This window comes from Acinetobacter sp. BIGb0196 (genome assembly GCF_011759595.1).
Taxonomy (GTDB): Bacteria; Pseudomonadota; Gammaproteobacteria; order Pseudomonadales; family Moraxellaceae; genus Acinetobacter; species Acinetobacter guillouiae.
Map to the genome: position 1 here is coordinate 279,495 of NZ_JAAOZA010000002.1, position 26,229 is coordinate 305,723.

Annotated in this window: 21 protein-coding genes; 11 read left to right on the forward strand and 10 right to left on the reverse strand. The window is 39.5% G+C overall.

The window, feature by feature from the left end:
* The first annotated feature begins 178 nt into the window (after positions 1-178).
* The 3 genes from FHR28_RS13995 to FHR28_RS14005 are packed head-to-tail and all read left to right on the forward strand — an operon-like array spanning position 179 to position 2,232.
* Positions 179-1,519: a hypothetical protein gene (locus FHR28_RS13995; RefSeq protein ID WP_105713944.1), complete on the forward strand. Its 1,341-nt coding sequence runs from the start codon at positions 179-181 to the stop codon at positions 1,517-1,519.
* Entirely contained in the window at positions 1,512-1,802 is a 291-nt protein-coding gene (locus FHR28_RS14000) for a chorismate mutase (RefSeq protein ID WP_016539541.1), read from the forward strand. Before FHR28_RS13995 ends, FHR28_RS14000 begins: the two co-directional genes overlap by 8 nt.
* Positions 1,803-1,854: 52 nt before the next feature.
* Complete coding sequence (locus FHR28_RS14005) at positions 1,855-2,232, forward strand: surface-adhesin E family protein (RefSeq protein ID WP_004718881.1); 378 nt, start codon at positions 1,855-1,857, stop codon at positions 2,230-2,232.
* A 171-nt stretch (positions 2,233-2,403) separates the two neighbouring features.
* Here the strand turns inward: FHR28_RS14005 and FHR28_RS14010 are convergent, their stop codons facing one another.
* On the reverse strand, positions 2,404-3,801 hold the full coding sequence (locus FHR28_RS14010; protein WP_166782902.1) for a glutamine synthetase family protein: 1,398 nt from the start codon (positions 3,799-3,801) through the stop codon (positions 2,404-2,406).
* Positions 3,802-4,009: 208 nt separating this feature from the next.
* Here FHR28_RS14010 and FHR28_RS14015 point away from each other — a divergent pair, with 208 nt between their 5' ends.
* Positions 4,010-4,753 (forward strand): sulfite exporter TauE/SafE family protein, encoded by a 744-nt coding sequence (locus tag FHR28_RS14015; protein WP_004718879.1) that lies wholly within the window; start codon positions 4,010-4,012, stop codon positions 4,751-4,753.
* 138 nt (positions 4,754-4,891) lie between these two features.
* On the opposite strand, the gene FHR28_RS14020 is transcribed toward FHR28_RS14015, so the two are convergent.
* Positions 4,892-5,797, reverse strand: a complete 906-nt coding sequence (locus FHR28_RS14020) for a LysR family transcriptional regulator (protein WP_016539542.1) — start codon at positions 5,795-5,797, stop codon at positions 4,892-4,894.
* Positions 5,798-6,113: 316 nt separating this feature from the next.
* Here FHR28_RS14020 and FHR28_RS14025 point away from each other — a divergent pair, with 316 nt between their 5' ends.
* A complete protein-coding gene (locus FHR28_RS14025) occupies positions 6,114-6,803 on the forward strand; it encodes an aspartate/glutamate racemase family protein (protein ID WP_166782903.1) in 690 nt (229 codons plus the stop codon).
* A 73-nt stretch (positions 6,804-6,876) separates the two neighbouring features.
* On the opposite strand, the gene FHR28_RS14030 is transcribed toward FHR28_RS14025, so the two are convergent.
* From FHR28_RS14030 to ribF, 4 genes are all read right to left on the reverse strand, one after another.
* Positions 6,877-7,362 (reverse strand): FKBP-type peptidyl-prolyl cis-trans isomerase, encoded by a 486-nt coding sequence (locus tag FHR28_RS14030; protein ID WP_004818226.1) that lies wholly within the window; start codon positions 7,360-7,362, stop codon positions 6,877-6,879.
* Positions 7,355-7,894 carry a signal peptidase II gene (gene lspA, locus FHR28_RS14035; protein ID WP_004718873.1) on the reverse strand — a complete coding sequence of 180 codons (540 nt, stop codon included), beginning with the start codon at positions 7,892-7,894 and terminating at the stop codon, positions 7,355-7,357. The genes FHR28_RS14030 and lspA overlap by 8 nt, the downstream gene beginning before the upstream one ends.
* Positions 7,887-10,727 (reverse strand): isoleucine--tRNA ligase, encoded by a 2,841-nt coding sequence (ileS, locus tag FHR28_RS14040; RefSeq protein ID WP_004718871.1) that lies wholly within the window; start codon positions 10,725-10,727, stop codon positions 7,887-7,889. Before ileS ends, lspA begins: the two co-directional genes overlap by 8 nt.
* Before the next feature lie 61 nt (positions 10,728-10,788).
* Positions 10,789-11,790: a riboflavin biosynthesis protein RibF gene (gene ribF / locus FHR28_RS14045; protein ID WP_166782904.1), complete on the reverse strand. Its 1,002-nt coding sequence runs from the start codon at positions 11,788-11,790 to the stop codon at positions 10,789-10,791.
* Positions 11,791-11,997: 207 nt separating this feature from the next.
* On the opposite strand from ribF, the gene FHR28_RS14050 reads away from it, so the two are divergent.
* Together FHR28_RS14050 and FHR28_RS14055 are read left to right on the forward strand one after the other, a co-directional pair.
* Positions 11,998-13,128: a TDT family transporter gene (locus FHR28_RS14050; RefSeq protein WP_166782905.1), complete on the forward strand. Its 1,131-nt coding sequence runs from the start codon at positions 11,998-12,000 to the stop codon at positions 13,126-13,128.
* 181 nt (positions 13,129-13,309) lie between these two features.
* Positions 13,310-14,026 carry a nucleotidyltransferase domain-containing protein gene (locus FHR28_RS14055; protein WP_004718864.1) on the forward strand — a complete coding sequence of 239 codons (717 nt, stop codon included), beginning with the start codon at positions 13,310-13,312 and terminating at the stop codon, positions 14,024-14,026.
* Positions 14,027-14,075: 49 nt separating this feature from the next.
* Here the strand turns inward: FHR28_RS14055 and FHR28_RS14060 are convergent, their stop codons facing one another.
* The 4 genes from FHR28_RS14060 to FHR28_RS14075 all read right to left on the reverse strand — a co-directional run bounded on the left by FHR28_RS14060 (position 14,076) and on the right by FHR28_RS14075 (position 20,101).
* Positions 14,076-15,377, reverse strand: a complete 1,302-nt coding sequence (locus FHR28_RS14060) for a solute carrier family 23 protein (protein ID WP_166782906.1) — start codon at positions 15,375-15,377, stop codon at positions 14,076-14,078.
* A 356-nt stretch (positions 15,378-15,733) separates the two neighbouring features.
* Positions 15,734-16,189: a hypothetical protein gene (locus FHR28_RS14065; RefSeq protein WP_166782907.1), complete on the reverse strand. Its 456-nt coding sequence runs from the start codon at positions 16,187-16,189 to the stop codon at positions 15,734-15,736.
* A 374-nt stretch (positions 16,190-16,563) separates the two neighbouring features.
* Positions 16,564-19,254: a phosphoenolpyruvate carboxylase gene (gene ppc, locus FHR28_RS14070; protein WP_166782908.1), complete on the reverse strand. Its 2,691-nt coding sequence runs from the start codon at positions 19,252-19,254 to the stop codon at positions 16,564-16,566.
* Between the two features lie 226 nt (positions 19,255-19,480).
* On the reverse strand, positions 19,481-20,101 hold the full coding sequence (locus FHR28_RS14075; RefSeq protein ID WP_004718853.1) for a TetR/AcrR family transcriptional regulator: 621 nt from the start codon (positions 20,099-20,101) through the stop codon (positions 19,481-19,483).
* Positions 20,102-20,250: 149 nt separating this feature from the next.
* Here FHR28_RS14075 and FHR28_RS14080 point away from each other — a divergent pair, with 149 nt between their 5' ends.
* The 4 genes from FHR28_RS14080 (at position 20,251) to dnaJ (ending at position 26,219) form a co-directional block, all read left to right on the forward strand.
* Positions 20,251-21,351, forward strand: a complete 1,101-nt coding sequence (locus FHR28_RS14080) for an efflux RND transporter periplasmic adaptor subunit (protein ID WP_004718850.1) — start codon at positions 20,251-20,253, stop codon at positions 21,349-21,351.
* Positions 21,352-21,353: 2 nt separating this feature from the next.
* A complete protein-coding gene (locus tag FHR28_RS14085) occupies positions 21,354-24,500 on the forward strand; it encodes an efflux RND transporter permease subunit (protein ID WP_004718847.1) in 3,147 nt (1,048 codons plus the stop codon).
* 136 nt (positions 24,501-24,636) lie between these two features.
* A complete protein-coding gene (locus tag FHR28_RS14090) occupies positions 24,637-25,014 on the forward strand; it encodes a hypothetical protein (RefSeq protein WP_004718846.1) in 378 nt (125 codons plus the stop codon).
* A gap of 92 nt (positions 25,015-25,106) precedes the next feature.
* Positions 25,107-26,219, forward strand: coding sequence for a molecular chaperone DnaJ (dnaJ, locus tag FHR28_RS14095; protein ID WP_004718844.1), 1,113 nt, complete (start codon positions 25,107-25,109; stop codon positions 26,217-26,219).
* The last annotated feature ends 10 nt before the right edge of the window (positions 26,220-26,229 follow it).

Here is a 26,229-nt window from a genome sequence, read left to right on the forward strand (position 1 = left end):
ACGATTTAAATTTTATCGAGTTTTGGGATATTGATCATTCAGATTCAAATTGTTATAAGTTTTGTTATGACTGGTTAGAATTAATTTTCTCAGCATCACCCGTGAATGAATGGTATGCTTGAGCGAGTTTCAATCAGATTTTCTTTTATTTTTCAGTGCTTATTTCGAGGCTCTACGCATGTCACTGTTACGCCGTTGGTTTGATCCAATCCGATCGAGTTGGTTTTACCAAAAGCCGATTCGTCAAGAGGTGTTATCTACGGAACAGGGACTGAGTATTTATCTGCGTTTAGATGATGTTTATAGTTATCTTGCTGTACAGCAACTGACCCAATTGGAAGATCTTTTAAGTGATGATTTAAAGCCACTTAAGGTGATTATTTCCAATACCGCAGCAGAACCCCCCAATGGCATGACTATAGAGGAATGGCGCAATTATAGTTTAGAAGACGCCAAAATCTTAGCCAATCAACATCGCTTTAGTTATGATGATGAAAAACCAGAACAACCAACTCAAGAAGCATTACAACAAGCGGAAACAATCCTTAGAAATACACCGCTGACCGGTCAAAATTTTCTTTATTTACTCGAAGATGTATTCCATATGCTGTGGCAACAGCAGTATGGCAAATTGCGCACTTTATTCGTGATGGCTAGTCAGCATCAAAAACCACAAAATTTTCCAGAACGTGTTTTTGGTCAAAGCCCAATTTTAGAAAGCTATTTTGAATTTGGTGGACGTAAATATCATGCAGTGGATGATTTATTACGGTTGACTCGTCGTTTAAAACAACAAAAATTATTGATTGATAACCCTATTTTTCTGATCAATCACATTGAATGGCGTGAGCATTTGATGAGTGATGCGGAAGAGCTGGCGGAAATTCAGGCCATGCATCCTGAACTTGATTTATATATTGCCTTAGAAGACCCAATCAGTTGGTTATTATTGGCATATATCAAAGAAGAACTCGCAAATTATTATAATATTCAATTGAACCTATTCCCACTGAGTTATCACGGTCGGGACTTTTTTGATTGGAGTTTGGCGACCCGTCTTTCCAAGCGTTCAGAAGTGAAATTTACCCCGTTCTGTCGTCCGACTGCTGAAAGTACCTTAAATATGGCAAAGCTTTATTACAGCGTACCAGAAGAGCAACGTGTAGATGTGATGTATGACATTTTACAAGCGGTTTGGACCAAAGGGCGTGATTTATCATTCAAGCCGCATTTACAGCAAATGCAACATGATTTAGGGATTGAAAATCTAACCGATACTGATGTTGAAGCTTTATTAGCAGCCAATGATCAGCAATGTGCAGAGAAGCATCAGCCTGATTTTCCTGTTTTAGAATTGCGTATTGAAGGAAAGCGTTACGTTTTTAATAGCCTATATCGGGTTTGGATGATTGAAAGTATTTTTAGTAATGTGTTAGAACAGAAGTATAAAGCCGAGAATGAGTTGGAACGCGCTCAACATCATATAGAAGCACAGGATGCAGAAAAAACAGATGATTAAAAAAGAGAAATGTGAATCATTAGAACAAGTACGTGATCGAATCGATCAGTTGGATCAGGAACTGATTGAGCTGATTGCAACCCGCCAATTTTATGTTGATCAAGCTGTCCGATTTAAACGTAATGTAGACGACGTACAATCTCCAGAGCGTGTACAACAAGTAATTAATAAAGTACGTCAGAAAGCCATAGATGTTGGTACCAACCCTGATTTGGTGGAAATGCTTTATCGGGAAATGATTCAGCACTTTATCCAAAGAGAATTAAAAGAAATCCGTCCATAACGGTGATGTGATTTCAATTTCACCCATAAAAATATTTATTTTAGAGAACGGTATGAAAAAAATTATTTTAATCTGCATTACAACAATGTTGAGTCAGTATGCACTTGCAGAAAATTGGAAATTTATTGTCAAAGATGAGGATGGTAGTTTTTATCTAGACACCGATCGTATTGTGAAAAAAGACAAAACGGTAAATTATTGGGCTAAGTTTGTTGCTGATGCAGACAGTGAAGAACTGGATATGAAAAAAGGTGACTATACACTTTCTCATAATTTAGACCAATGTGCTGATCGTACGACAAATATCACTTTGGTTGAAGATTATAAAAAAAATGGTCAATTGATCAATAGCGATCCGCAAGATTCAGATCCAAGTGATATTGATGATGATGAAATTAATCTGGCATTTTTTAAAGTCGTGTGTAAATAGTTTCTAAATTGTTATTTATTTCAATGCTTAAAGCATAATTAGCTTTAAGGCAATTCAGTCTAAGCTGCTTAAAATCCCTTTTATATAAAAGGGATTTTTTTATTGATCACTGTTAATTTATGGCCATCATACTATTTTGATTTAAGGCATTAGAATTTTTAAATCAGCCCTTTATATGCCCCATTCCAATTCTGCATTTGTGATTTTATTGATGACAGATTGATATTCAAATTTTTTACATGCACACCATAATTGGATAAAATCTGAACCAAAATATTGTTTAAAGACTGTATGTTTTTCAAATAATTGCAGTGCTTCAAGCTGATGAGAGGGTAAGAAATGCTGTGAGTTGATCACTTTTACTTGTTGGATTGATTGAGGTAAATCCAGTGCTGCATGTAAGCCATGCAGTACACCTGTCAGAATGGTTGCAACACACAAATAAGGGTTGACGTCTGCACCCGCAACACGATATTCCAAGCGTTGATTGTCCTGATCTGAACAAGGGATGCGAATCGCAACATTACGATTATTGAAGCCCCAATTGGCTTCTAGTGGAACATGATTGCCAAGTTGGAATCTGCGAAATGCGTTAATATTGGGTGCTAAAATAGCCATGGATGCGGGCATTAAGTCAAGTAAACCTGCAATCACTTTGTGCATGATGGGGTTTGGATTTTTTAACTGATCTATTTTAAAAAGATTGTCTTGCCATTGGTTGCGTATGCTCATATGAAAGTGCATGCCACTGCCTGCTTTCGCCATATTTGGTTTCGCCATAAAACTGGCTTTTAAACCATGTTGCATCGCAATTTGACGAATCATTCGTTTAATACACATGATGTCATCACACAGTTTTAAAATGTTGTCACTGTGCTGAATATTCAATTCAAATTGTCCAGAAGCACTTTCAGCTACAACACCTGTTAAATCAATATCTTGTCGCTTTGCTTCTAATTCAATTTGTTGAATAACGGTTTGAAAATTATGTGGGGTATCAACATCGAAACATTGGGTTGAAAGCGGATCAGATTGGGGAGAAAACGAGGCATCTTGGATATTTTTAGACAAATAAAACTCGATTTCACTGGCCATCATTGGAAAATAATGCATCTGATGCAGTGTCAATAAAATTCTTTTTAATATATTGCGAGGCTCAATCACACAATCTGAACCATCATCGGATTTCATGGTTAATAGCAGCTGGGCATGCTGATGGGGTTGATCTGCACAAGGCTTTAGACTGCCCAAGACGGGCATACATAAGCGATCGGGTTCCCCAATATATTTTCCCAGCCCACTTTCTTCAACCACTTGACCATCCAAGCTCATCGCATAAATAGACAACGGAAAATAACAGCCTTTCTGCAATTGATGGAGGGCATTTACTTCAATACGCTTACCGCGAAGATGACCATTGAGATCATGTAAGCAGATATCAATAAACTGGGTCTCTGGATAATCTTCTAAATATTGTTGAATTTCTTTGTTGAAATCATGCATGTCCTGATTTTCTAAGATCAGTGCTGTGGGGAATATTTTTGTAGAATTGGCAAGTGACATATTCATTGTGAATAAATCCAAATGGGGTAAAAAAATTATAGAAAGCTTGTTTGCTCTAGTAACGTAAAATGATCGTAAATTCTTTTCTTAGATACTTAGCCAAAACACTCAACATCAAGCCTCAATCATTGCTTGAGGCTCTATCCTAAAAACAGTGATATTTCAAAACAAAGCTTTGGCGTAGCATTGCCTCAGAATATTGAGGTAAAACGACATGATGGGATTTGTAATTGGTGTATTTGCAATTGCAGGCATGATTAAAGGCACAATTGGTCTCGGCTTACCTGCCGTTTCAATGGGACTTTTAAGCCTTGTGATTAGCCCATTCCAAGCCGCAACTTTATTGATCATTCCATCTATGGTGACCAACTTTTGGCAATTGTTTGCTGAAGGTCATGTATGGCGGTTAGTTCGCCGTTTTTATCCCTTACTGTTGGGGATTATGATCGGTTCAATTTGGAGTGTTTTCCCAACTTTAGGGCACTCTAGTGGTGGTTTTCATAGTGAAGCATTACTGGGTGGAATGCTGGCATTGTATGGACTCTATGGTTTATTTTCCAAACGTATGCCAAATCTTGCACCGCATGAAAAATGGCTTTCCCCAATCATTGGATATTTAGGCGGTGCTTTAACTGTTGCCACGGGAGTGGTGGTGATTCCTGTGGTCCCTTATTTACAATCTTTGCAGTTAAAGCGTGATGATTTGGTTCAATCTCTAGGTTTAGCTTTTACCGTTTCAACATTGTGTCTTGCTGTTTTCTTACATCAAAATCCTGTTGAAGATACGCCAATTGATTATCAGTTATCTCTTATTGCCTTAGTACCTGCGTTAATAGGAATGTGGGTGGGAACAAAAATTCGTTACCGTATTCCAGAGCAAAAATTTCGTAAAGTTTTCTTCTGTGGCTTGGTGATTTTTGGCTTATATTCGGTATTGCATCAATTTGGTGTGATCTAGTCTGAGGACAAATGGTCGTGTAATGGCTCTGTCCGCACATGTGAAGCTATGACCATATTGGGTAAACTGAAAAAATCAAAGCAGATAATAGCGATTTAGTTAGTTTTAAAAATGAATATCAGCGTGGTGCTTAAGTCTTTAAGCTAAAATCAGTTTCGATTTTTGTGAAATTAAGAATTGGGCAAAGTGTTGATACGCTGTTGGAAGTTCATCAAAATTTTGAGCAGCCAATTGTAGTTGGCGTTTTGCCCATTCTCCAACCAGCTCAATCTGATCAAATGCATAGAGTTGATTGAGTCGCATTGCTGCCCGTTTGGGCATAATGGCAATGCCGACACCACTTGCAACCACTTGAGCGATCGCAGCAAAATTTGGCAATCTTAAACGATACTGAATTGCACAATTGAGCAATTTGGCTTGGTTTTCAATCGACTGCTGTAGAGAGTGATATTGCATTAAACCCACAAAGGCATAGTTCAGAGTATCGACCAGTCTGAGCTCTGTTCGCTCGCTTAATTCATGATTTGATGGACAAATCAGCACTAACGGATCATCTGAAAAGGCTAAAGTTTGTAATTGATGTGCATTAAAAAAGCTCGAAATTAAGCCGATTTTTGCATTGCCTTTTTCAAGGGTCTGAATAATTTCATTACTTTCAGCTTCCTGTAGATCAATCTGAATATGGGGGTTTTCAACTAAATACTGAGGAAGTAATAAGGGCAGATATTCACTTTGTGCAGATGAATTACACCACAAAGTCATCTGTGTGCTTAGACCTTTAGCGAAGGGTGACATCGCTTGTTCAAGCTGTTTACTTTGTTGTATTAGACGTAAAGCCTGTTCTGCAAAAGTTTGACCTGCAATTGTGAGTTTGACCCCAGAGGCATGCCGGGTAAAAAGGCTTGTGGCATATTGTTGTTCGAGTTTTTTAATACGTTCACTGGCTGCCTGTAGTGAAATCGACGAGCGTTCTGCGCCTTTGGTGAGGCTTCCTGTGTCCACGATATTGATAAACAGTTGCAAATCGAAGAAGTCTAGGCGCATACGAATCATAAAGAGCTGAAATGAGATCAAAGTATAGCTGAATAATCATACAAATATGCGATATCGTGTAGATTGTTTCAACGATGAGTAAGACGAGATTTAAATTGAAACAATGAAGGCTTGATCACGACGATATCGTACGATAGTCACTGGATATTTAAAGTGCTTGTATTGGAAAATATATAGGTTTGAAACAAAAGTAACTTGATTGATATTGATCATATGCCTGACTTGCTCAATTTGAGTCTACAACGCAAACCATTTATGAAATATCAAAATACCCTAGAAAAGATGAAAATTCTAAGCGAGCAAAAAAGTGAAAACGATTGGTTTATTAGGTGGAATGAGTTGGGAGTCTACAGACTTGTACTATCAACAGCTGAATAAAAGCGTTCAACAAAAATTAGGAAAATTACACTCTGCAAAAATTGTTTTAATCAGTGTTGATTTCGCTGAGATAGAAATATTACAGCGTCAAGGCTTATGGGACGATGCAGCACTGTATTTAACAGAGAAGGCAATTCAGTTGGAGAAAGCAGGGGCAGAAGGGATCTTACTGTGTACCAATACCATGCATAAAGTTGCTTCTGCTATTGAAAGCTCGGTCTCAGTTCCATTTATTCATATCGCTGATGCAACAGCAAAAGAAGTTTTAAATCAGAATATTGGCAAAGTCGGTTTGTTAGGTACTCAATTTACCATGGAACAAGGCTTCTATAAGCATCGGTTAGAAGAACAAGGCATCAATGTACTGGTGCCTAACCAAGATCATCGACAGATGGTTCACAATATTATTTATGATGAATTGTGTTTAGGTGTGATCAAGGAAGAGTCTCTTCAGAAATACATCCATATTGTTGAGCAGCTAATATTAGAGGGTGCTGAAGGCATTATTTTGGGATGTACAGAAATTTGTATGCTCATTGGAGATACTCAGTTTTCTATTCCACTGTTTGATACAACGTCGATCCATGTGCAAGCTGCTGTGGATTTTGCTTTGTCTTGACCTTTTTGAAGCGGGTATTTGTATCAACAAAAAAAGCTCCCGAAGGAGCTTTAAATATTATATAAGCAAAGGCTTACATAATTTTCACACCTTGTTGACCCGCAGGGGTAACTTTGAAGATTTCTACTTCAAAAGTGATATTTTTACCTGCGAGAGGATGGTTGAAATCCACTTCAGTGATGTCTTCACCTACAGTTTTAACCACGCCAAATAGACTTTGTTTGGCTTTGTCTTCAAACTCAATCATGTGGCCTTCAACAGGACGTTGTTCGAATTTTACTGTATCGAATTTTTGCACATTTTCAGAATTCCACGGACCGAAAGCATCTTCTGGTGGAAGGCTAACAGTACGACGGTCACCTGCACGAAGACCAAATAAGGCTTTTTCAAAACCTGGCAATAAACTGCCATCCCCGATCACTAAGCTTACAGGCTCTTCACGGCTACGTGTGTTATCAATTTCAACACCACTTTCGATAGCAACAGAAAAATGCAGTTCTACTTTTGAGCCATCCGCAACACGCGTTTCGTCATTGGGGTTAATCATTTGTTCAGTCATTTTGCGCTTCCGCACGTTGAATACGATGCTTTTCTAAAAAGAAGGTATCAATTAACAATAAAATCGTACCGAGAGTGATCGCACTATCGGCAATGTTGAATGCAGGGAAACTACTGCCTTGGTAATGCAAATGAATAAAATCGACCACATAACCTAATGTCACACGATCAATTAAATTCCCCAATGCGCCGCCAAGAATCAATGCGATTGCAGCAGGTAAGATCAGCGTGGTTTTTGGCATACGCATAAGCCAAAAAATAAAGATGATCGATACAACGCCTGCAAGGCCTGTGAATAAATAATGCTGCCAACCACCCGCATCAGACAAGAAGCTAAATGCTGCGCCGTAATTATGCAGTAATGTCCAATTTAAGAAGGGCAGTACAGGTACAGGTTGAGCATAAGTCAGCTCTGCACTTGCAATATTTTTTGTCCATTGGTCAATGATAATGGCAAGGACAGAAAGTCCAAGCCACATCAAATTATGCGGATAAAACTGTAATAAGCCCTTTTTATTTTGCGGATTAGGCATATTTTCTCTCTTCACCTTGACCTGTAGGAAGGTTAATAATACAACGAGAACAAAGCCCTGGATGTGCATGATGTGTATTCACATCTGGAAGGACATGCCAGCAACGTGCACATTTTTCGCCTTCAGCAGCAGAAACTTTAACACGTAGGCCTTCAAGCTCTGTTGCTTCACCTTGCTCAGCGTAGTCATAAACAATTGCTTGAGAGGTGATCAAGACAAAACGAAGCTCATCGCCCAATTGCTTCAAGACGTTTTGTAGGTCTGTATTTGCCCAAAGTTCAACTTTAGCAGACAGGTTACTACCGACCAATTTCGCATTACGCGCTGTCTCAATCTGTTTATTAACCGCAGATTTGACTTCAATTAAGGTTTGCCAATCTGCTTCAGAGATCAAGTTGGTGCTTGATGCCACTGGAATATCGTACCAATGCGCAGTAAATACATATTTTTCAGTTTGTTCTGGAATCAATGGCCACGCTTCTTGTGCTGTAAAGCTTAAGATAGGGCTCATCCAACGAACAAAGGCTTGAACCAAATGATACAACGCAGTTTGAGCAGAATGACGTGCTGTTGAATCTGCTTTAGTGGTGTATTGGCGGTCTTTGATGATGTCTAAATAGAAACCACCCAAATCATTGATACAGAAACTGGTCAAAGCATTGGTGACGACATGGAAGTTCATATCTTCATAAGCTTGTTGAATGGTTTTCTGTACGTCTGCTGCACGTTGTAAGATGTATTGATCCAATGCAATCAATTGGTCTACAGGTAACGCATCTGTTGATGGTTTAAAGCCGTTCAAGTTTGCCAATAAGAAACGTAAAGTATTACGAATACGACGATAGCTGTCACTTACACGGCTAAAGATTTCGTTACTTGCGGCAATTTCATAACGATAATCGCTTGATGCAACATATAAACGTAAACCATCAGCACCTAACTGCTTGATGATGTCTTCAAGTGGGATAAAGTTACCCAATGATTTTGATAATTTACGACCTTTTTCATCCACGGTAAAACCATGCGTAAGCAGGGCTTTATAAGGTGCGCGTTTATGGATCGCAATCGACGTGAGCAATGAAGACTGGAACCAACCACGATGTTGGTCAGAACCTTCAAGATATAAATCAGCAGGATCTTGCAGTTCTGCACGTTCACGCAATACTGCATAGTGCGTTGTACCTGAGTCAAACCATACATCGAGTGTGTCACGAACAGCATTGTACTGTTCAGCATCATCACCGATAAATGCTTTGGCTTCACGGTTATACCAACCATCAATGCCTTCTTTTTCGATGAGCTTCGCCACATCTTCAATGAGCTCTGCGGTACGAGGATGCAATTCATTGGTGTCTTTATGTACAAAGAATGGAATCGGCACACCCCAAGTCCGTTGACGAGAGATACACCAGTCTGGGCGGCCTTCAATCATTGACTTGATACGGTTTTTACCCCAATCAGGGACAAAGTCGATGTCATTTTCAATCGCATTTAAAGCATCTTGGCGTAACCCATTCGCATCCATGCTGATAAACCACTGTGGGGTTGCGCGGAAGATGATTGGTGTTTTATGACGCCAGCAATGTGGGTAACTGTGCTTAATTGGCAGATGCGCCCAGAGTTTGCCAGCATCTGTTAATGCTTCAATAATTTTTGGATTGGCTTTATAAATGTGCTCGCCTGCAAAAAGAGGCGCAGTCGGTAAATATACACCATTACCACTTACAGGGTTTTCTACTTTTAAGTTATAGATTAAGCCAACTTTATAATCGTCCACACCATGTCCAGGTGCAGTATGCACAGCACCTGTACCACTGGTTGCGATGACATGTTCACCTAAAATTACAGGTACTTGACGATCTACAATCAATGGATGTTGTAATTGTAAGTTTTCGAGCGTCGCACCAACAAAGTCAGCCAATACTTTTGGTTGTTCAAGTTTGTAACGTTCACATGCAGATTCAACTAAATCTTTGGCTAAGATTAAGTTTTGTGTGCCACGCTCAGACTGAACTTCCACCAATTGATAGGCAATATCTGCATGTAAGGCAACTGCTTGGTTCGCGGGTAATGTCCACGGTGTCGTTGTCCAAATCACGATATCTGTTGGATTACTAACGCTGACACCAACTTTTGCAGACAAATCAGCAAGATCTACAACACCGAAACCCACATCAATTGCATCAGATTTTTTATCTTCATATTCCACTTCTGCTTCAGCAAGTGATGATCCACAATCCATACACCAGTTCACTGGTTTTAGACCAGGTTCGATATGGCCTGCTTTGGCAATTTCACCGAGCGCGCGAACAATATCTGCTTCTTGTTTGAAGTTCATGGTGAGATATGGATTATCCCAATCTCCAAACACGCCCATACGAACAAAGTCTTTTTTCTGTAATTCGACTTGGGTATATGCATATTCACGGCAGGCTTTACGGAAAGTCGATGCGTCAACTTTTACGCCAACTTTACCGATTTTTTCTTCGACTTTGAGCTCGATTGGTAGACCATGACAGTCCCAACCAGGAACATAAGGTGCGTCAAAATCATCTAAAGTGCGACTTTTAACAATAATGTCTTTTAAAACTTTATTGACGACATGACCTAAATGCAATGAACCATTTGCATATGGAGGACCGTCATGCAGAATATATTTTTTCTTGCCAATACGCGAAGCACGAATCTGCTGATAAATGTTGTCGGCATACCACTCTTCTAACCATTTTGCTTCACGTACTGCGAGATTTGCTTTCATTGCAAATTCAGTACCTGGTAGGTTTAGCGTGGCTTTATAATCCACTGCATTTTCAGAAGTTTGCTTATCGCTCATGCAAGTTGTCATCCAATATTATCAGCACCATTGCTGACGCGTTTTACAATAAAAGTTTAAGTTAAAAAGGAAATTTGGGGGTGTTTTTGCGAAACTCAAGCAAACGCTCGACATCATCATCAATTCCCGCCTGAAGCGCTTCAAGTGATGGGTAATTTAATTCACCATGTAAATAGTCGAGGAAAGTGACCCGCATTAACAGACCATACAGATTAGCAGAAACATTTGGAAAATGTACTTCTAATCGCCATTCTGGATGTTCTTGTTTGATTGCAGGGCGTGTTCCCACATGGCCCGCACCAAATAACGCATCTGTTTGATAACCAGCAACACCGATTTTATCGGGGTTCTCAGCTTTGACTTTCTGTGTCAATGAGGTGCTTTCGCAAATAACATCGACGGCATAAATACCACTTAAACAGGGTTTATGACGGCCAAGTCGAACATTGATGGTTGGAAAATTCAAAGTACGACCAATTTGATCACCATATTGCACACGACCAATCATGCTGTATGGACGACCCAATAATTTTGCTGCAAGTGATAAGTCACCCGCTTGGAGAACTTGGCGAATACGGGTTGAACTGACACGTTCGCCATTAAATTCAATGGTATTGAGATTGGTGACATCAAAACCATATTGTTTTAAAAATTCACTATTGCCTTGACGGTCTTTGCCGAAGTGAAAATCATCACCTAAGATCAAACTTTGCGCTTTGAGTTTGTTTTTTAACAGGCTTGCAAAGTTTTCTGCACTTAAGCTACGGAATTGATTATCAAATTTAGCGATAGCAATATAATCGACACCCAATTCAGATAAATATTCTACTTTTTCTCTGAGTGATGAAATCCGTGGTGGTGCTTCATAACCTTTGAAAAACTCTAAAGGTTGCGGCTCAAAAATCATCACCAAGGTTTTTAAATTTTGGGCTTTAGCCACTTCTTTGAGTTGAGAAACCATCGCCTGATGTCCCAAATGGACACCATCAAAATTGCCAATCGTCACAGCGGTTTGGGGCAATTGAAAATTTGGTGCTAAGGCATTTAGACGTAACAGCTGCATGGTTTCAAAATAAGCTTAAAATTTGAAAGGACTATATATTGCCATAATCTCACAGTTTCGTCTTTGTTGTTGTGTTTTTATCCAGAAAAAAATGACTGAGAATACTTTTATATCATTAAAATTGATTCATTTTATGAAATTAAATCAATTTTATTTATTAAAAGATGCTTTTATAATCAATTTATCTGCTGAAATGAGGATGAAGCGATGAAAAAGCCATTTTACCAACTTGAACAAACAGGTGATGTGATTCGACAGTTTACGCCAAACTGGTTCACCATGACCATGGGAACAGGGGTTGTTGCACTGATCTTGTCTGAGTTTCCGTTTGCATCTGATTTTTTATGGCAGCTGGCAACTATTTTATGGCAGTTCAACACACTACTGTTTACTGTATTTATCATACTGTATGTTCTACGCTGGCTCATCTATCCTCAAGAAGCGAAGCAGATTTTTTCCCATCCAGCAATGGCACTCTTTTTAGGTGCAATTCCAATGGGGTTGGCAACGGTATTAAATGGCTTTTTAAAATATGGCATAGCCATTTATGGTGATGTTGCGTTCCAAATTGCGCAGTTGTTGTGGTATGTCGATGTGGTTTTAGCAGTGGGTATCGGGGTGCTGGTACCGTTTTGTATGTTCCATAAACAAGATCATCAATTGCATACAATGACTGCAATGTGGTTATTGCCAATTGTGGCCTGTGAAGTTGCAGCAACATCAGGCGGCTTACTTTTAGCGCATATGCATGCTAGTCAACAGGCAGTGGCTATTTTATTCGCCAGTTATATGCTGTGGGGGATGTCTGTATTGCCTGCTTTTGGGATTCTCACCATTCTGATGTTACGTTTGGCTGTACATCAATTGCCGAGCAAAGAGTTGGCAATTACGAGTTGGTTAGCTTTAGGGCCAATTGGTACAGGTGCATTGGCACTCTTGGTTCTAGGTGCTCAGGCTCCTCAAGTTTTGGCATTGATTCAGTTAGAAAATTTGGGTATGTTCTTTCAAAATGCGGGGATTGTGGCAAGTTTTATTTTGCTTGGCTTTGGTGTGTGGTGGGTTGCAATCGCAGTTCTAACCACACTCAAACATGCGGCAACCGAGCTACCATTTAATCTCGGTTGGTGGGGGCTAACTTTCCCACTGGGTGTATTTACCTTGGCAATATTGAGTTTAGGTCACCAATTACATCTCAGTTTTATTGTAGATACAGGCTTAGCATTTGCTACAATTTTAATGATGTTATGGGTGATGGTGATGAGCAAAACTTTGCGGGGAATGTATCAAGGGAATCTGTTTTTTTCTCCTTGTTTAAAGACTTTTTTAGAACGTGAATAAACAGAAAACCTTGTTGGTCAGTCTATAAAATAATCATTAAGAACCAATGATAAAATCGCCCAAGCCCAATTGTCTATTGATTACAGTTGGGCTTTTTTAATATTGAAATACAAAATAAATGCTATATAAGCAGTATGATGTTGGTTTGAGAAAATTTAAAAATGGATGAATGTTGCAATCAATGAGGATTCAAAAAGCATTTCAGCCCGTGCTAGAAGAGGTGATTAACGCTTTTAGTCGCAGCTTTGCCGAAGATTTACATAGTATCTATGTTTATGGCAGTGTCGCTCAAGGCATTGCAATTATCGGTCAGTCAGATTTAGACCTTTGTGTTATTTTTAAAAATAAACCTAAAAATTTAAATGAAAAGATTGCTGAAATAAGCACAAATCTTAAGGTTTTACACCCATTTCTACCTAAAGTTGATGTCGATATTGGTTTTCTAGACGAGGTTTTAAATAAGCATTCCCTACAAAGTTGGGGAGCATGGATCAAATTCTTTTGTCAGCATATTTATGGAGAAGATTTATCTGCGCTCTTTAACGATGTTCAGATTGATCGAGATGTAATTAAGGCGATAAATAGTGGTTATGATGCAGATATACAAGGGTATTTACGCATATTAGAGGCATCTGATCAAACAGCAAAAGAATTAATCAACCTTAAAAAATCTTTAATTAAACGGATAATACGACTGCTCCCTTTGACATTGAACAATATAGAAGGATGGCCAGGCAATTTAAACGATACTGTGGCACAAGCGATAGATGTATATCCTGAACAAAAAGCAGCGTTTCAATACTTGTTAAAAGAACTTGATCATCCAAATGTAGCGAGTAAGACCTCGCTCCAAGAAATAAAAAACGTTTATTTGTGGGTAGATGCTCACATTATATAAAATAAAAAAAAGCAGCCTTTTGGCTGCTTAAAATAGGTTCAATTTATAATTATGATTTATCTTTTAAGCTAAAGAACCAGTTGAGAATCAATGCTGCAAACGTTGCAGTACCAATACCACCCAAGTTGAAATCACCAAATTGAAGGGCAAAGTCACCTGTTCCTAAAATGATTGTTACTGCGGCAACCATCAAGTTTTTATTTTGAGAAAAATCGACTTTATTTTCAATCCAAATCTTCGCACCTGCAATGGTAATTAAACCAAAGACCACGATTGAAGCACCTGTTAAAATCGCCGTTGGAATGGTATGAATAACTGCGCCAAATTTAGGTGAAAACCCTAAGAAAATTGCAAAAATACCCGCAATAACAAAAACAATCGTAGAATAAACACGGGTAACGGCCATTACACCAATATTTTCACCATAGGTGGTCATACCAGGTGCGCCGACACCACCAGAAAGCGTGGTTGCAATACCATCTGCAACAAAAGCTTTACCAATTTGTGGATCTAGGTTTTCGCCAGTCATGGCACTGACTGCTTTGATATGACCCAAGTTTTCTGCCACTAAAATTAAAGCAATCGGGGCAATAATTAAAATTGCATTGAGATCAAAAACAGGTGAATGGAAAGTGGGTGTACCAAACCATGCGGCTTGTTGAATAGGCGTGAAATTAATCGGTGTTCCATTTCCCATTACATTTGCAACAATGAAATAGATCAAATAAGCCAATAACAACCCAACCAAGAGCAATAAGCGTTGTAATAGCCCTTTTGTGAATACAGCAATTGAACCCATACACAGTACAGTGACCAAGGCCATCCACATATTAAAGTCATTGCCAGCGACACCTTTCACCGTAACAGGCGCAAGGTTTAAACCAATGATCATGACCACTGCACCAGTCACCACTGGTGGCATGAGTTTTTCAATCCATTTGGTCCCCGTTGCCATGACGAGCAAGCCGAACATTGCATACAACACACCACATGCCATGATCCCGCCAGCTGCAACAGCTAAATTTGCATTTGGTGTACCTGTACCTGATGCAGCATAGCCAGTAGCGGCAATTACGACCCCAATAAAGGCAAAGCTTGAACCTAGGTAACTTGGAACACGACCACCCGTAACAATAAAGAATAATATGGTACAAATCCCTGACATTAAAATGGCAAGGTTTGGGTCAAAGCCCATTAAAAAGGGTGCGAGTACAGTTGCACCAAACATGGCAAATGCGTGTTGAATCCCTAAAACGACACTTTGCGCAGGAGGTAAATACTCATTGGTACCGACAGGTCTTGCATCAATGCTGCCAGAATAAGGACGCCATTTGGGAAACCAGTTGGACATAAATTGAGCACTCAAAAAACAAATTGGACACATCATACGCTTTCTTTTCGAGAGTTTTAATCATTTTAGTCAAACTAAGCACTTGCATTTATTAGGGAAAATTGATGTTTTGTACCATTTGGTCAAATAATTAAATAATGTTAGTGCGTAAAATCAAAGTATTAAAAAAAATAGATATAAAAAAGAAGAATAATTCAGGATTTTGTAACTGCTTAAATTTTTTCCATTCAAATTGAGATTTTTTTGCAATTGTCGATGAATTAGGCATTTTATTTGTGTGAAGTTGCTTCTAAATTAACATTAGTCAGTGTCAGCATAATTAAATAATATTATTAATAGTTTGATCTTAATCATCCTTAACATTGATTTAATGTGTTTTTATTCATTTTTTTCCGATATAAAATGAAATCTTCTTTTAGGCCTTGTTGTACCTCTTTACCATTTAAATAATCGCTATATTCGATTTTTTTAGATTTTATCTTTGCATCATCATCTAAAAAAATGGAAAAAAAACTTTGTTTTGAACTACGCAACATTATTCTTTTTTTAAAATATATTACATCCTCGTACCCACCAAAGTTAGATTCATTATCTAATCTAGAAACAATAATACATTCTCCACCATCTGCTTTATAAAAATTAGCATATTTAGTAAGTACCACTCCATTTTCATATATAGCGGGTATTGTGATTGACTGTAATAATTTATAAGTTTTTGCTATTTCTTCACCAGTATAGAGTTTTTGTTTTGCCTCAACATTTGTGCTTATAAGAAAGAAAACTATAGTTAAAAGTCTAAAAAATATATGCAAGAGTGTCTCCTTTTAAAAAATTAATTTCTTATAATTATTCACACCCAGTTTTAACAGCTGTGGTTTCAAGTTACGCCATGTTTTTCCATTGGGATGTAATTCAAAATGTGGGTAATCTGGCCCGTTTTTTGTTTTAAATCGACCTCCCCATACTAGAGCAACAAGCAGATGGGTTTAATTATTATCTTCATCCTATTGCAGAAATTTTCTATAAACAAAGTCAAGTCGATACTTGGATGAGTAGCAGTTTTAATATTTGCTTCCAAACAAGAAACCAATGCTTTTCTGCCTATATCCATAATCAAAGAAATGACTTTATCGAGGGTCACTAAGTTGAAGGGGTACCTATGTACCCCCTGCAAAGAAACTTGAACTTAACCCGTATTACGTAAACCTGCTGCAATACCAGCAATACTGACCATCAGCGCATGATCTACAGGGGTATGCTCCGCCTGACATTCAGCCAAGTATGCACGACGACGTTTCATCAATTCGGCTTGTAATAAATGCAAGGGTAATAAATACGGCTTACGTACTTTCATGGCTTGATCAAGCACATCATTGGAACTTAACAGCTGCGATTCACCTTTCATCGCCAACAGGGTTTGTACTGCATCATGCAAGCGTTGACGTAATTCAGCACCAAGTACTTTTAAGTCTTCATCATCGGTAAGATGAGATTCATAATACAGTGCAATATTTGAGTCGGCTTTAGAAAGGACCATTTCCAACATATCAATTAATGTTTGGAAATAAGGCCATTCCTTTAACATTTCATCCAATACAGCTTTTTGACCTTGATCAATCACTTGGTTGATCGCTGCGCCAGTACCCAGCCAAGCAGGCAGCATTAAACGAATTTGGGTCCAGGCAAAAACCCAAGGAATGGCACGTAAAGATTCGATCCCACCACTGACTTTACGCTTCGCAGGGCGTGAACCAAGCGGCAGCATTTGTAACTCAAGCTCAGGGGTGACGGTGCGTAAATATTTAACAAAATGAGGGTTTTCACGCACAGTCTGACGATACACCTGAACAGATAAATCCGTCATGCTGTGCATCAAATCTCGCCATGCTTGTTTTGGCACAGGTGGTGGTAATAATGTCGCTTCTAAGGTTGCAGCAGCATAAATTTCCAAATTTTGTAAGGCAATTTCTTCTAGACCAAATTTAAAGCGAATCATTTCACCTTGTTCAGTTACACGAATTGCGCCTGAAATTGAGCCCGGAGGTTGAGAAAATAATGCTTGTTGGGTTGGTGCACCACCACGACTGATTGAACCACCACGACCATGAAACAAGGTCAGTTGAACACCATGTTGTTTGGCAATTGCCGTCAGTTCTTCTTGCGCACGATACTGGGCCCAGTTTGCGGACATAAAGCCAGCATCTTTGGCAGAATCCGAATAGCCAATCATGACTTCGTGCTTAGCTTGGATATGCTGTTTATACCAGTGCATATTGAACAGGGTACTCATGGTACTTGCAGCACCATCCAAGTCTTTCAAGGTTTCAAATAAAGGAACAACGCGTAATGGATGTTCAATTCCCGCTTCTTTTTGCAGTAACAATACCGCCAAAACATCACTTGGATATTCCGCCATTGAAATGATATAAGCACCTAAGCTTTCTTTGGGTTGTTCAGCCAAAGTACGCATGGTTGCAAAGACTTCTTGAACATCAGGGTTTTCAATCAGACTACCTGAAGGCTCATTTAAATGTTTAGGTAATAATGGGCGTTTGCTTTGTAATTCTTGCAATAAGAAATTTTGACGCGCTTGTTCTGTCCATGTCTCAAAATTACCCAAACCGAGATATTCGGTAATTGCTGAGATTGCTTGGCGATGGCGACCTGACTCTTGGCGAATATCCAGTTTAAGCAATTCAATACCAAAACAATTTACTCGATAGATAAAGTCGAGCAATTTACCATTGGCAATCTCAGGTAAATTACATGCCATCAGTGAACGATAGCAAAGTAATAACGGTTGTAATAATTCATCTTTATGGCGAATGATTAAACTGCGATCTACATCTGAATGCTGACCACGTAATTTATCTGCCAACCATTGACGGGTTGCTTTGAGGCGTTCACGGGTCGCACGCAAATATTCGCGGTAAGGTTCAGGATGGCTATAACCCAAAGCTTGAAGTAGCTCATTGGAATAGGCTTCAATCGAGAGTTCCCAACGAAGATCTTCAATATCACGCACATAAAGGTCAGCCGCTTTCCAGCGTGACAACCACAAAACTTCTTGAGTAATGTTATGGGTGACGTTCGGGTTACCATCACGGTCACCCCCCATCCAAGATGCAAAACGAATTGGAGAAATATCCAAAGGCAAAACCTTTGCACAATTGTCCTGAACGAGGTCATCCAATTCACGGATGAATTTTGGAACCGCATTCCACAAAGTCTGTTCAATCGTGGTAAAGCCCCATTTTGCTTCATCTATCGGGGTTGGGCGATGCTGACGGATTTCGTCAGTTTGCCATGCAGAACAGATCAGTTGTTTTAAATCGGTTAACACATCTGCACGTTGCTTAGGTGTCAGTTTTTGCTGATCAAAAGTAGACAGGCAATGATTAATGCCATCATATTTTTGGATTAAAGTACGACGACTGACTTCGGTTGGATGCGCTGTGAGAACCAATTCAATTTTTAATTCACAAATTTGTTTATAGAGCGTTTCTGCTGAAATTTGCTGATCTTTGAATTTGCTAAATAAATGATCCAGCACATTGGGTGATGGTGAGTTTTCATCGCACTCACTTTGTCGACGACTACGCACAACGTGATATTGTTCAGCAATATTGGCAAAATTTAGAAAGTGTGAAAAGGCGCGGGTGAGTGGCAGAATTTCATCATCTTTTAAATTTAAAAATAATTTTTCAAGTTGTTTTTCTGCTTCAATTTGACCATCTCGAGCGCCTTTACCTAAAGCCCGAATTTGTTCAATTTGATTAAACAAATCTTGTCCTGCATGTTCCTTTAGCGTTTCGCCTAAAAGGTTTCCGAGTAAGCGTACATCTTCACGCAGCGGAGCATCAATTTGTTGAACCATTTGTTACTCTCCAGTTCTTGTTATCTCGAATATAACGTGATTCCACCACAATCCAAGAGACTCCCTACAAAAGTATGTAAATGACTGTGCAAGAAGTCGACTTTGGCTTAATTTTAATTTGGATATTTAGCTTTAGTTTTTGCCCTTTTGATATCAACAAGCCTATGCGATATGCATTGAGTATGCCTTAAACAACAATTGGACATTATTTTGTTTTTAAATAATTTCAGTTGGCTTTATATTTCATCATAAATAAATCAATACTTTCGGTGATGATTTGCTGTTTTTCATCTTCCGTAGGAATCGGGCGAATCCCCAATAAGACCTCGTGGTGTCGAACACCCAATAATAATGACAAAATTAAATTAATTTGTTTTTCAATATCATCCGTTTGAATAAATTTAAGTGTGACCGCTTGTTGGAAAAAATCTTGCCAAACTGCACACATTCTTTGATGGGAAGAATTATAAAACTGTAAAGCCAAAGGATTTTTTTCTGCGGCAAGTTCTAACAATAGATGCTCAAGTTTAATGGCTTCAGGTAAGCTAATGACAGTGAGTGCCAACTCACACGCCTGAAAAAAATGTGCATAAAAATCACTTTGAAGATTGAGTCGTAATGGTCGAGCATCGATAGACGCTTCACAGGTTGCTTCAATGGCACAACTAAATAAAGTTTCTTTATCTTGAAAATGGTTATATACCGTCAGCTTTGTGACGCCTGCTTCTTTGGCGATTTGATTCATGCTTGAACCGTGATAACCCAATTTTAGAAATAGCTTTTTGGCGGCTTCCAAAATGTGTTTCCGTTTTTCTAAGTCCTTTGGACGTCCAGCTGTTATTTGCACAATAAGTTCCAAAAAAAGAAAAATAGGTCAATTACTCTATACATGATTCACAATTACTGTACCATGCAGTATATTAATTAAAAAATGAGCAAATAAATATACTCATTCTATTTTGCCCGAAAAAATGCATTTGATTAAGAGCCTTGCCTATGCGTAGTTTAAATTTAATGATCACGAGCCTATTGGTATTGTGTAGTGTAACAATAGTGGGGTGTAGCAAACCAGCACCTGAAGCGGAACAAATTCCCTTGGTGATGGTGACCCAACCTACAACATCACATGAAGACCAAAAAAGTTATGCAGGGGATGTTCAAGCTCGACAGCAAACAGCATTGGCATTCCGTGTCGGGGGACAAATTACAGAACGCTATGTCGATGTTGGGGCTCGTGTCAAAGTTGGGCAAGTCTTAGCAAAACTTGATGTGAAAGATGCCCAATTACAATTGAACTCAGCCAAAGCACAACTTGAAAGTGCGCAATCTGCGGCCAAGGCTGCAGCAGATGAATTTAAACGCTTTCAGCAGCTCTTACCGATCAATGCTGTGAGTCGCTCACAATATGATTCAGTCAAAAATCAATATGATGCTGCTCAGGCAAGTTTAAAACAAGCCCAATCTAATTATGATGTGAGCGCCAATCAAACCGGTTATAACCAATTGATTGCCAATAAAAATGGGGTGATTACCCAACGTAATATTGAAACTGGGCAAGTGATTTCAGCAGGGCAGGCGGCGTACCAACTGGCGATTGATGGTGATCGTGAAGTGGTGATAGGTGTACCTGAACAAGCCATTGCAGAGATTAAAGTCGGTCAAAATGCATGGGTGACTTTATGGTCTAAACCTCAAGATCGATTTGCTGCCTATGTTCGAGAAATTTCTCCAGCAGCCGATCAATCACGTACATTTATGGTTAAAGTGGCTTTAAAAGAAGGGCAGTCTGCAATTCAACTTGGGCAAAGTGCGCGGGTATTCTTTAATCAAAATATTCAAAATGTATTGAGTGTGCCTTTATCTAGCGTCTCAGCAAATAACAATCAAGCCTATATCTGGGTGGTGAATCCAGACCAAACGATTCGTAAAGTTTCAGTGACTTTGGGCAGCTATGGTCGTGACAGCGTTACTGTCGTGAAAGGCTTAAATCCTGGACAATGGGTGGTTGTAGGAGGGGTACATTTACTTCGTGAAAAGCAAAAAATAAAACCGGTAGACCGTGAAAATCGTGCTGTAACTGTTCAAAAAGGAGCATGATCATGAGTCCATTTAATTCCTTTAACTTGTCAGAATGGGCACTCAAAAATAAAGGATTAGTACTTTATTTTATGATCCTATTGGGTATTGTTGGGCTATTTTCCTATTCAAAACTCTCTCAGAGTGAAGATCCACCCTTTACTTTTAAAGTCATGGTGGTACAAACCTATTGGCCTGGTGCAACAGCTCAAGAGGTTTCTTTACAAGTTACCGATAAAATTGAAAAAGAACTGATGAGCACAGGGCTCTATGACAAGATTATGGCTTACTCGCGTCCAGGTGAGTCTATGGTCATGTTTATGGCAAAAGACTCATTAAAATCTAACCAAATTCCAGATGTTTGGTATCAAGTGCGTAAAAAAGTAGGCGATATCAAAACACAATTACCTTCTGGTGTTCAGGGGCCGTTCTTTAATGATGAGTTTGGGGATACCTTTGGGAATATCTATGTCTTAACAGGCAAAGATTTTGATTATGCAACGTTAAAAGAATATGCAGACCGTTTACAGCTTCGCTTACAACGGGTAAAAGATGTCAGTAAAGTCAATCTGGTGGGCTTACAAGATCAAAAAATCTGGATTGAGCTTTCCAACACTAAAGCCGTACAAATGGGCGTACCAGTTACTGCAATCCAAGAGGCTTTGGCAAAGCAAAACAGTGTGACCAGTGCTGGCTTTTTTGAAACAGGCACTGACCGTATTCAAGTACGAGTCAGTGGTGCTTTAAAAAGTGTCGATGATTTGAAAAAAATGCCCTTGTTGGTGGGAAATAGAACCATTCAACTGGGCGATGTTGCTGACGTTTATCGTGGATTTAGTGAGCCTGCACAACCTCGCATGCGTTTTATGGGCGAAAATGGAATTGGTTTAGCGGTTTCTATGCGTAAAGGTGGTGACATCATCGCACTGGGTAAAAACCTAGAAACGGAATTTAAGACCTTACAAAAATCACTGCCTTTAGGTATGGAACTGAAAAAAGTTTCAGATCAACCAGTGGCTGTTCAACGCAGTATTCATGAATTTGTCAAAGTTCTTGCAGAAGCGGTCATTATTGTTTTATTGGTGAGCTTTTTTTCGCTTGGTTTTCGTACAGGCTTGGTGGTGGCATTTTCGATTCCACTGGTGCTTGCGATGACTTTTGCAGGCATGAATTTATTTGATGTTGGCTTACATAAGATTTCTCTAGGAGCCTTGATTCTGGCCTTAGGGTTATTGGTTGATGATGCCATCATTGCCGTCGAAATGATGACCATCAAAATGGAACAGGGCTATAGCCGGATGAAGGCAGCTGGTTTTGCATGGACCAGTACCGCATTTCCGATGCTGACCGGAACATTAATTACCGCAGCAGGTTTTTTACCTATTGCTACAGCCGCATCAAGCACAGGGGAATATACCCGTTCAATTTTCCAAGTGGTGACCATTGCCTTAATTGTCTCATGGATTGCCGCTGTGGTTTTTGTTCCTTATCTAGGGGATAAGTTACTTCCAGATTTTAACAAAGTGCCACAAAAAGCACCGTGGTATCAGCGTCTTCTTGCAAGATTACGTAAGCAACCAGAACCTCAGCCCGTGATTCATCATACTGGTGAGCATTTTGATCCATATCAATCTAAATTTTATCAAAGCTTTAGAAAGTTGGTGAATTGGTGCGTGACCTATAGAAAAACCGTCATTTCAATTACGGTTGGGGTTTTTGTCCTGTCTGTGGTGATGTTTAAGTTTGTACCCCAACAATTTTTCCCGTCTTCAAACCGTGCCGAAATTTTGGTTGATTTAAAACTGGAAGAAGGCGCATCACTGACTGCAACTGAAGATGCCGTCAAGAAAGTCGAGGCATTTTTATCCAAGCAAAAGGGTATTGATAATTATGTTGCTTATGTAGGAACAGGTACACCACGTTTCTATCTGCCTTTAGATCAACAGATGCCACAAGCCAGTTTTGCACAATTTGTGGTTTTAGCATCCTCACTGGATGATCGTGATGAAATTCGTAAATCCTTAGATACGCAAATTCGCCAATTATTGCCACAGGTGCGTATTCGTGTCTCTTTATTAGAAAATGGTCCTCCTGTTGGCTATCCATTGCAATTTCGTGTATCGGGTGAAGACATTGCAATTGTTCGTCAGGAAGCGCAAAAAGTTGCTCAACTGGTGGGTGAAAATCCAAATACCGCAAATGTTCATTTGGACTGGGGTGAGCAAAGTAAAATCATTTCGTTGGTGATTGATCAAGATCGTGCCCGTCAAATGGGTGTAACCTCAGAAGATTTGGCGAATTTTTTAAACAGTTCGATATCGGGTGCAATTATCAATCAATATCGTGAAAAACGTGAGCTGATTGATGTTCGTATCCGCGGTGATCAGGCTGAGCGTGTCAATGTTGAAGCATTATCCAGTCTTGCTGTTCCAACAAGTAAAGGTACCACCGTACCTTTGGCGCAGATCGCTACGCTTCAATATAAATTTGAAGATGGTTTAATTTGGCACCGCAATCGATTACCGACCATTACTGTACGTGCAGATATTCGGACCAAGTTACAGCCTGCAACGGTGGTCAATGAGCTGGCTGAAAAAATGGATCAGCTCCGTACAACCTTACCAAGTGGTTATTTGTTAGAAGTTGGTGGCGCGGTAGAGGAGTCGGCAAAAGGGCAAACCTCTGTGAATGCAGGGATGCCATTATTCCTTGCGGTGGTATTTACTTTGCTGATGCTGCAGTTAAAGAGTATTTCTCGCTCATTCATTGTATTTTTGACAGCGCCGTTAGGTTTAATTGGGGTGGTCTTATTCCTGCTCTTATTCAATAAGCCTTTTGGTTTTGTGGCGATGCTGGGTACCATTGCATTATCTGGAATGATTATGCGTAACTCACTGATTCTGATTGATCAGATCGAACAGGATATTCGATCAGGGCAGAATCAATGGGATGCGATTTTGGATGCTACAGTTCGTCGATTCCGTCCAATTATTCTCACCGCGTTGGCAGCAGTATTGGCCATGATTCCGCTTTCTCGGAGTATTTTCTTTGGACCAATGGCAGTGGCCATTATGGGTGGCTTAATTATTGCGACACTTTTAACGTTATTTTTCTTACCAGCGCTGTATGCGACTTGGTTTAAGATTAAAAAAACTACAGAAAATACATAAATTGTTGAGAATATTAGGTGCGAAAAATTGAAAACTTCAATATAGTAGCACTTAATCTTTAACAGAAAATAACATAGGAAATTTTATTGCATAATAAGTAAATCGGTATGCAATAAATTTGAGGTCAAAAACACCCATGGGGCAAACAAATCCAGAACAGCATCGTAAATTTATTACGAGCTCTTATTTGTTTATGTTTCTTGCATTGTTTACGGTGATTACAGCCGTGTTGGCGTATTGGTTAGCACGTAAAGTAGCAGTGGCAGATAATGCAGAGGTATGGATACATGCGCAAGCGTTGTGGATTATGCGCAATGCTCTCATTTTTTTGATTTTGGCAGCCTTTGCTGCGCTATGGTTTATTCCGTTAATCTTTTTCTATTGGGACAGTTTCATTTGGGTAAAAGCGTGCACTGTGGCTGGTGTGGTATTTAGTGCCATTGCGTGGTTATATTTACTCAATACATGGCTCAAAGGTTTTACTAAATATTTACAGAAAAAAGCTGTTTTTTAAAAAAAACCACATTTCACGCTTGTAAAAAATAACATCGCCCCCAATTTACTCTGCATAGAAGTATTATCAAATTTTGTGGAGCATCGCCAATCATGGCTAAACGTGATTATTATGAGGTTTTAGGTGTTGCTAAAACCGCTAGTGATGATGAAATTAAAAAAGCCTACCGTAAGTTGGCGATGAAGTATCATCCAGATCGTAATCCTGACAACTCAGAAGCTGAAGAAAAGTTTAAAGAATGTGCGGAAGCATATGAAATTCTTTCTGACGGTGAAAAACGTAGCATGTACGACCGTATGGGTCATAACGCCTTTGAAGGTGGTATGGGCGGCGGTGGCTTTGGTGGTGGTTTCAGCGCCGAAGACATTTTCAGTCAGTTTGGTGACATCTTTGGTGGCGCTTTTGGCGGAGGTGGCCGTGGTCAGCAACGTGCGCGTCGTGGTTCCGACCTGCGTTATGTCATGGAATTAACACTCGAAGAAGCGGTGAGAGGCGTTAAGAAAACCATTACCTTTACTGCACCAGCACCTTGTGATGTGTGTGATGGTAAAGGTTCAAAAAATCCAAATGATGTAGAAACCTGTAAGACTTGCCATGGTGCAGGTCAAGTGCGTATGCAACAGGGCTTCTTCTCTGTTCAGCAGACATGTAGTACCTGTCGTGGACAAGGTAAAATTATTAAAAATCCATGCAGCAAATGTCATGGTTCAGGTGTATCAGATCGTCAGCAAACTCTTGAAGTTACTATTCCTGCAGGTGTTGATAATGGTGATCGCGTTCGCTTAACGGGTAAAGGTGAAGCGATTCGTGATGGTCAATCTGGTGATTTATACGTTGAAGTCGTAGTACGTGAGCACGATATCTTCCAACGTGATGGTGCAGACTTATATATGGATGTACCTGTTAGTATCGCAGATGCTGCTTTAGGTAAAGAACTTGAAATTCCAACATTGGATGGCCGAGTCAGTTTGAAAGTGCCTGAAGGTACACAAACCGGTAAAATGTTCCGACTACGTGGTAAAGGGGTAAAACCTGTACGTAGCAGTATGCAAGGTGACTTACTTTGCCGTATTGTGGTGGAAACACCTGTACATTTGACCAGCCGTCAACGTGAGCTATTGAAAGAACTTCAAGCCACGATGGAAAGTGATGACAATAAATCGTCACCGAAGAAAAAATCTTTCTTCGATCGTTTATTTGACTAATTGAGTTTAG

Bases quoted from the DNA above. Each gene is read 5' to 3' on its own strand.
- FHR28_RS13995 (WP_105713944.1), top strand. From the start codon at position 179: ATGTCACTGTTACGCCGTTGGTTTGATCCAATCCGATCGAGTTGGTTT.
- FHR28_RS14000 (WP_016539541.1), top strand. From the start codon at position 1,512: ATGATTAAAAAAGAGAAATGTGAATCATTAGAACAAGTACGTGATCGA.
- FHR28_RS14005 (WP_004718881.1), top strand. From the start codon at position 1,855: ATGAAAAAAATTATTTTAATCTGCATTACAACAATGTTGAGTCAGTAT.
- FHR28_RS14010 (WP_166782902.1), bottom strand. From the start codon at position 3,801: ATGAATATGTCACTTGCCAATTCTACAAAAATATTCCCCACAGCACTG.
- FHR28_RS14015 (WP_004718879.1), top strand. From the start codon at position 4,010: ATGATGGGATTTGTAATTGGTGTATTTGCAATTGCAGGCATGATTAAA.
- FHR28_RS14020 (WP_016539542.1), bottom strand. From the start codon at position 5,797: ATGCGCCTAGACTTCTTCGATTTGCAACTGTTTATCAATATCGTGGAC.
- FHR28_RS14030 (WP_004818226.1), bottom strand. From the start codon at position 7,362: ATGACTGAACAAATGATTAACCCCAATGACGAAACGCGTGTTGCGGAT.
- lspA (WP_004718873.1), bottom strand. From the start codon at position 7,894: ATGCCTAATCCGCAAAATAAAAAGGGCTTATTACAGTTTTATCCGCAT.
- ileS (WP_004718871.1), bottom strand. From the start codon at position 10,727: ATGAGCGATAAGCAAACTTCTGAAAATGCAGTGGATTATAAAGCCACG.
- ribF (WP_166782904.1), bottom strand. From the start codon at position 11,790: ATGCAGCTGTTACGTCTAAATGCCTTAGCACCAAATTTTCAATTGCCC.
- FHR28_RS14050 (WP_166782905.1), top strand. From the start codon at position 11,998: ATGAAAAAGCCATTTTACCAACTTGAACAAACAGGTGATGTGATTCGA.
- FHR28_RS14055 (WP_004718864.1), top strand. From the start codon at position 13,310: ATGAGGATTCAAAAAGCATTTCAGCCCGTGCTAGAAGAGGTGATTAAC.
- FHR28_RS14060 (WP_166782906.1), bottom strand. From the start codon at position 15,377: ATGTCCAACTGGTTTCCCAAATGGCGTCCTTATTCTGGCAGCATTGAT.
- ppc (WP_166782908.1), bottom strand. From the start codon at position 19,254: ATGGTTCAACAAATTGATGCTCCGCTGCGTGAAGATGTACGCTTACTC.
- FHR28_RS14080 (WP_004718850.1), top strand. From the start codon at position 20,251: ATGCGTAGTTTAAATTTAATGATCACGAGCCTATTGGTATTGTGTAGT.
- FHR28_RS14085 (WP_004718847.1), top strand. From the start codon at position 21,354: ATGAGTCCATTTAATTCCTTTAACTTGTCAGAATGGGCACTCAAAAAT.
- FHR28_RS14090 (WP_004718846.1), top strand. From the start codon at position 24,637: ATGGGGCAAACAAATCCAGAACAGCATCGTAAATTTATTACGAGCTCT.
- dnaJ (WP_004718844.1), top strand. From the start codon at position 25,107: ATGGCTAAACGTGATTATTATGAGGTTTTAGGTGTTGCTAAAACCGCT.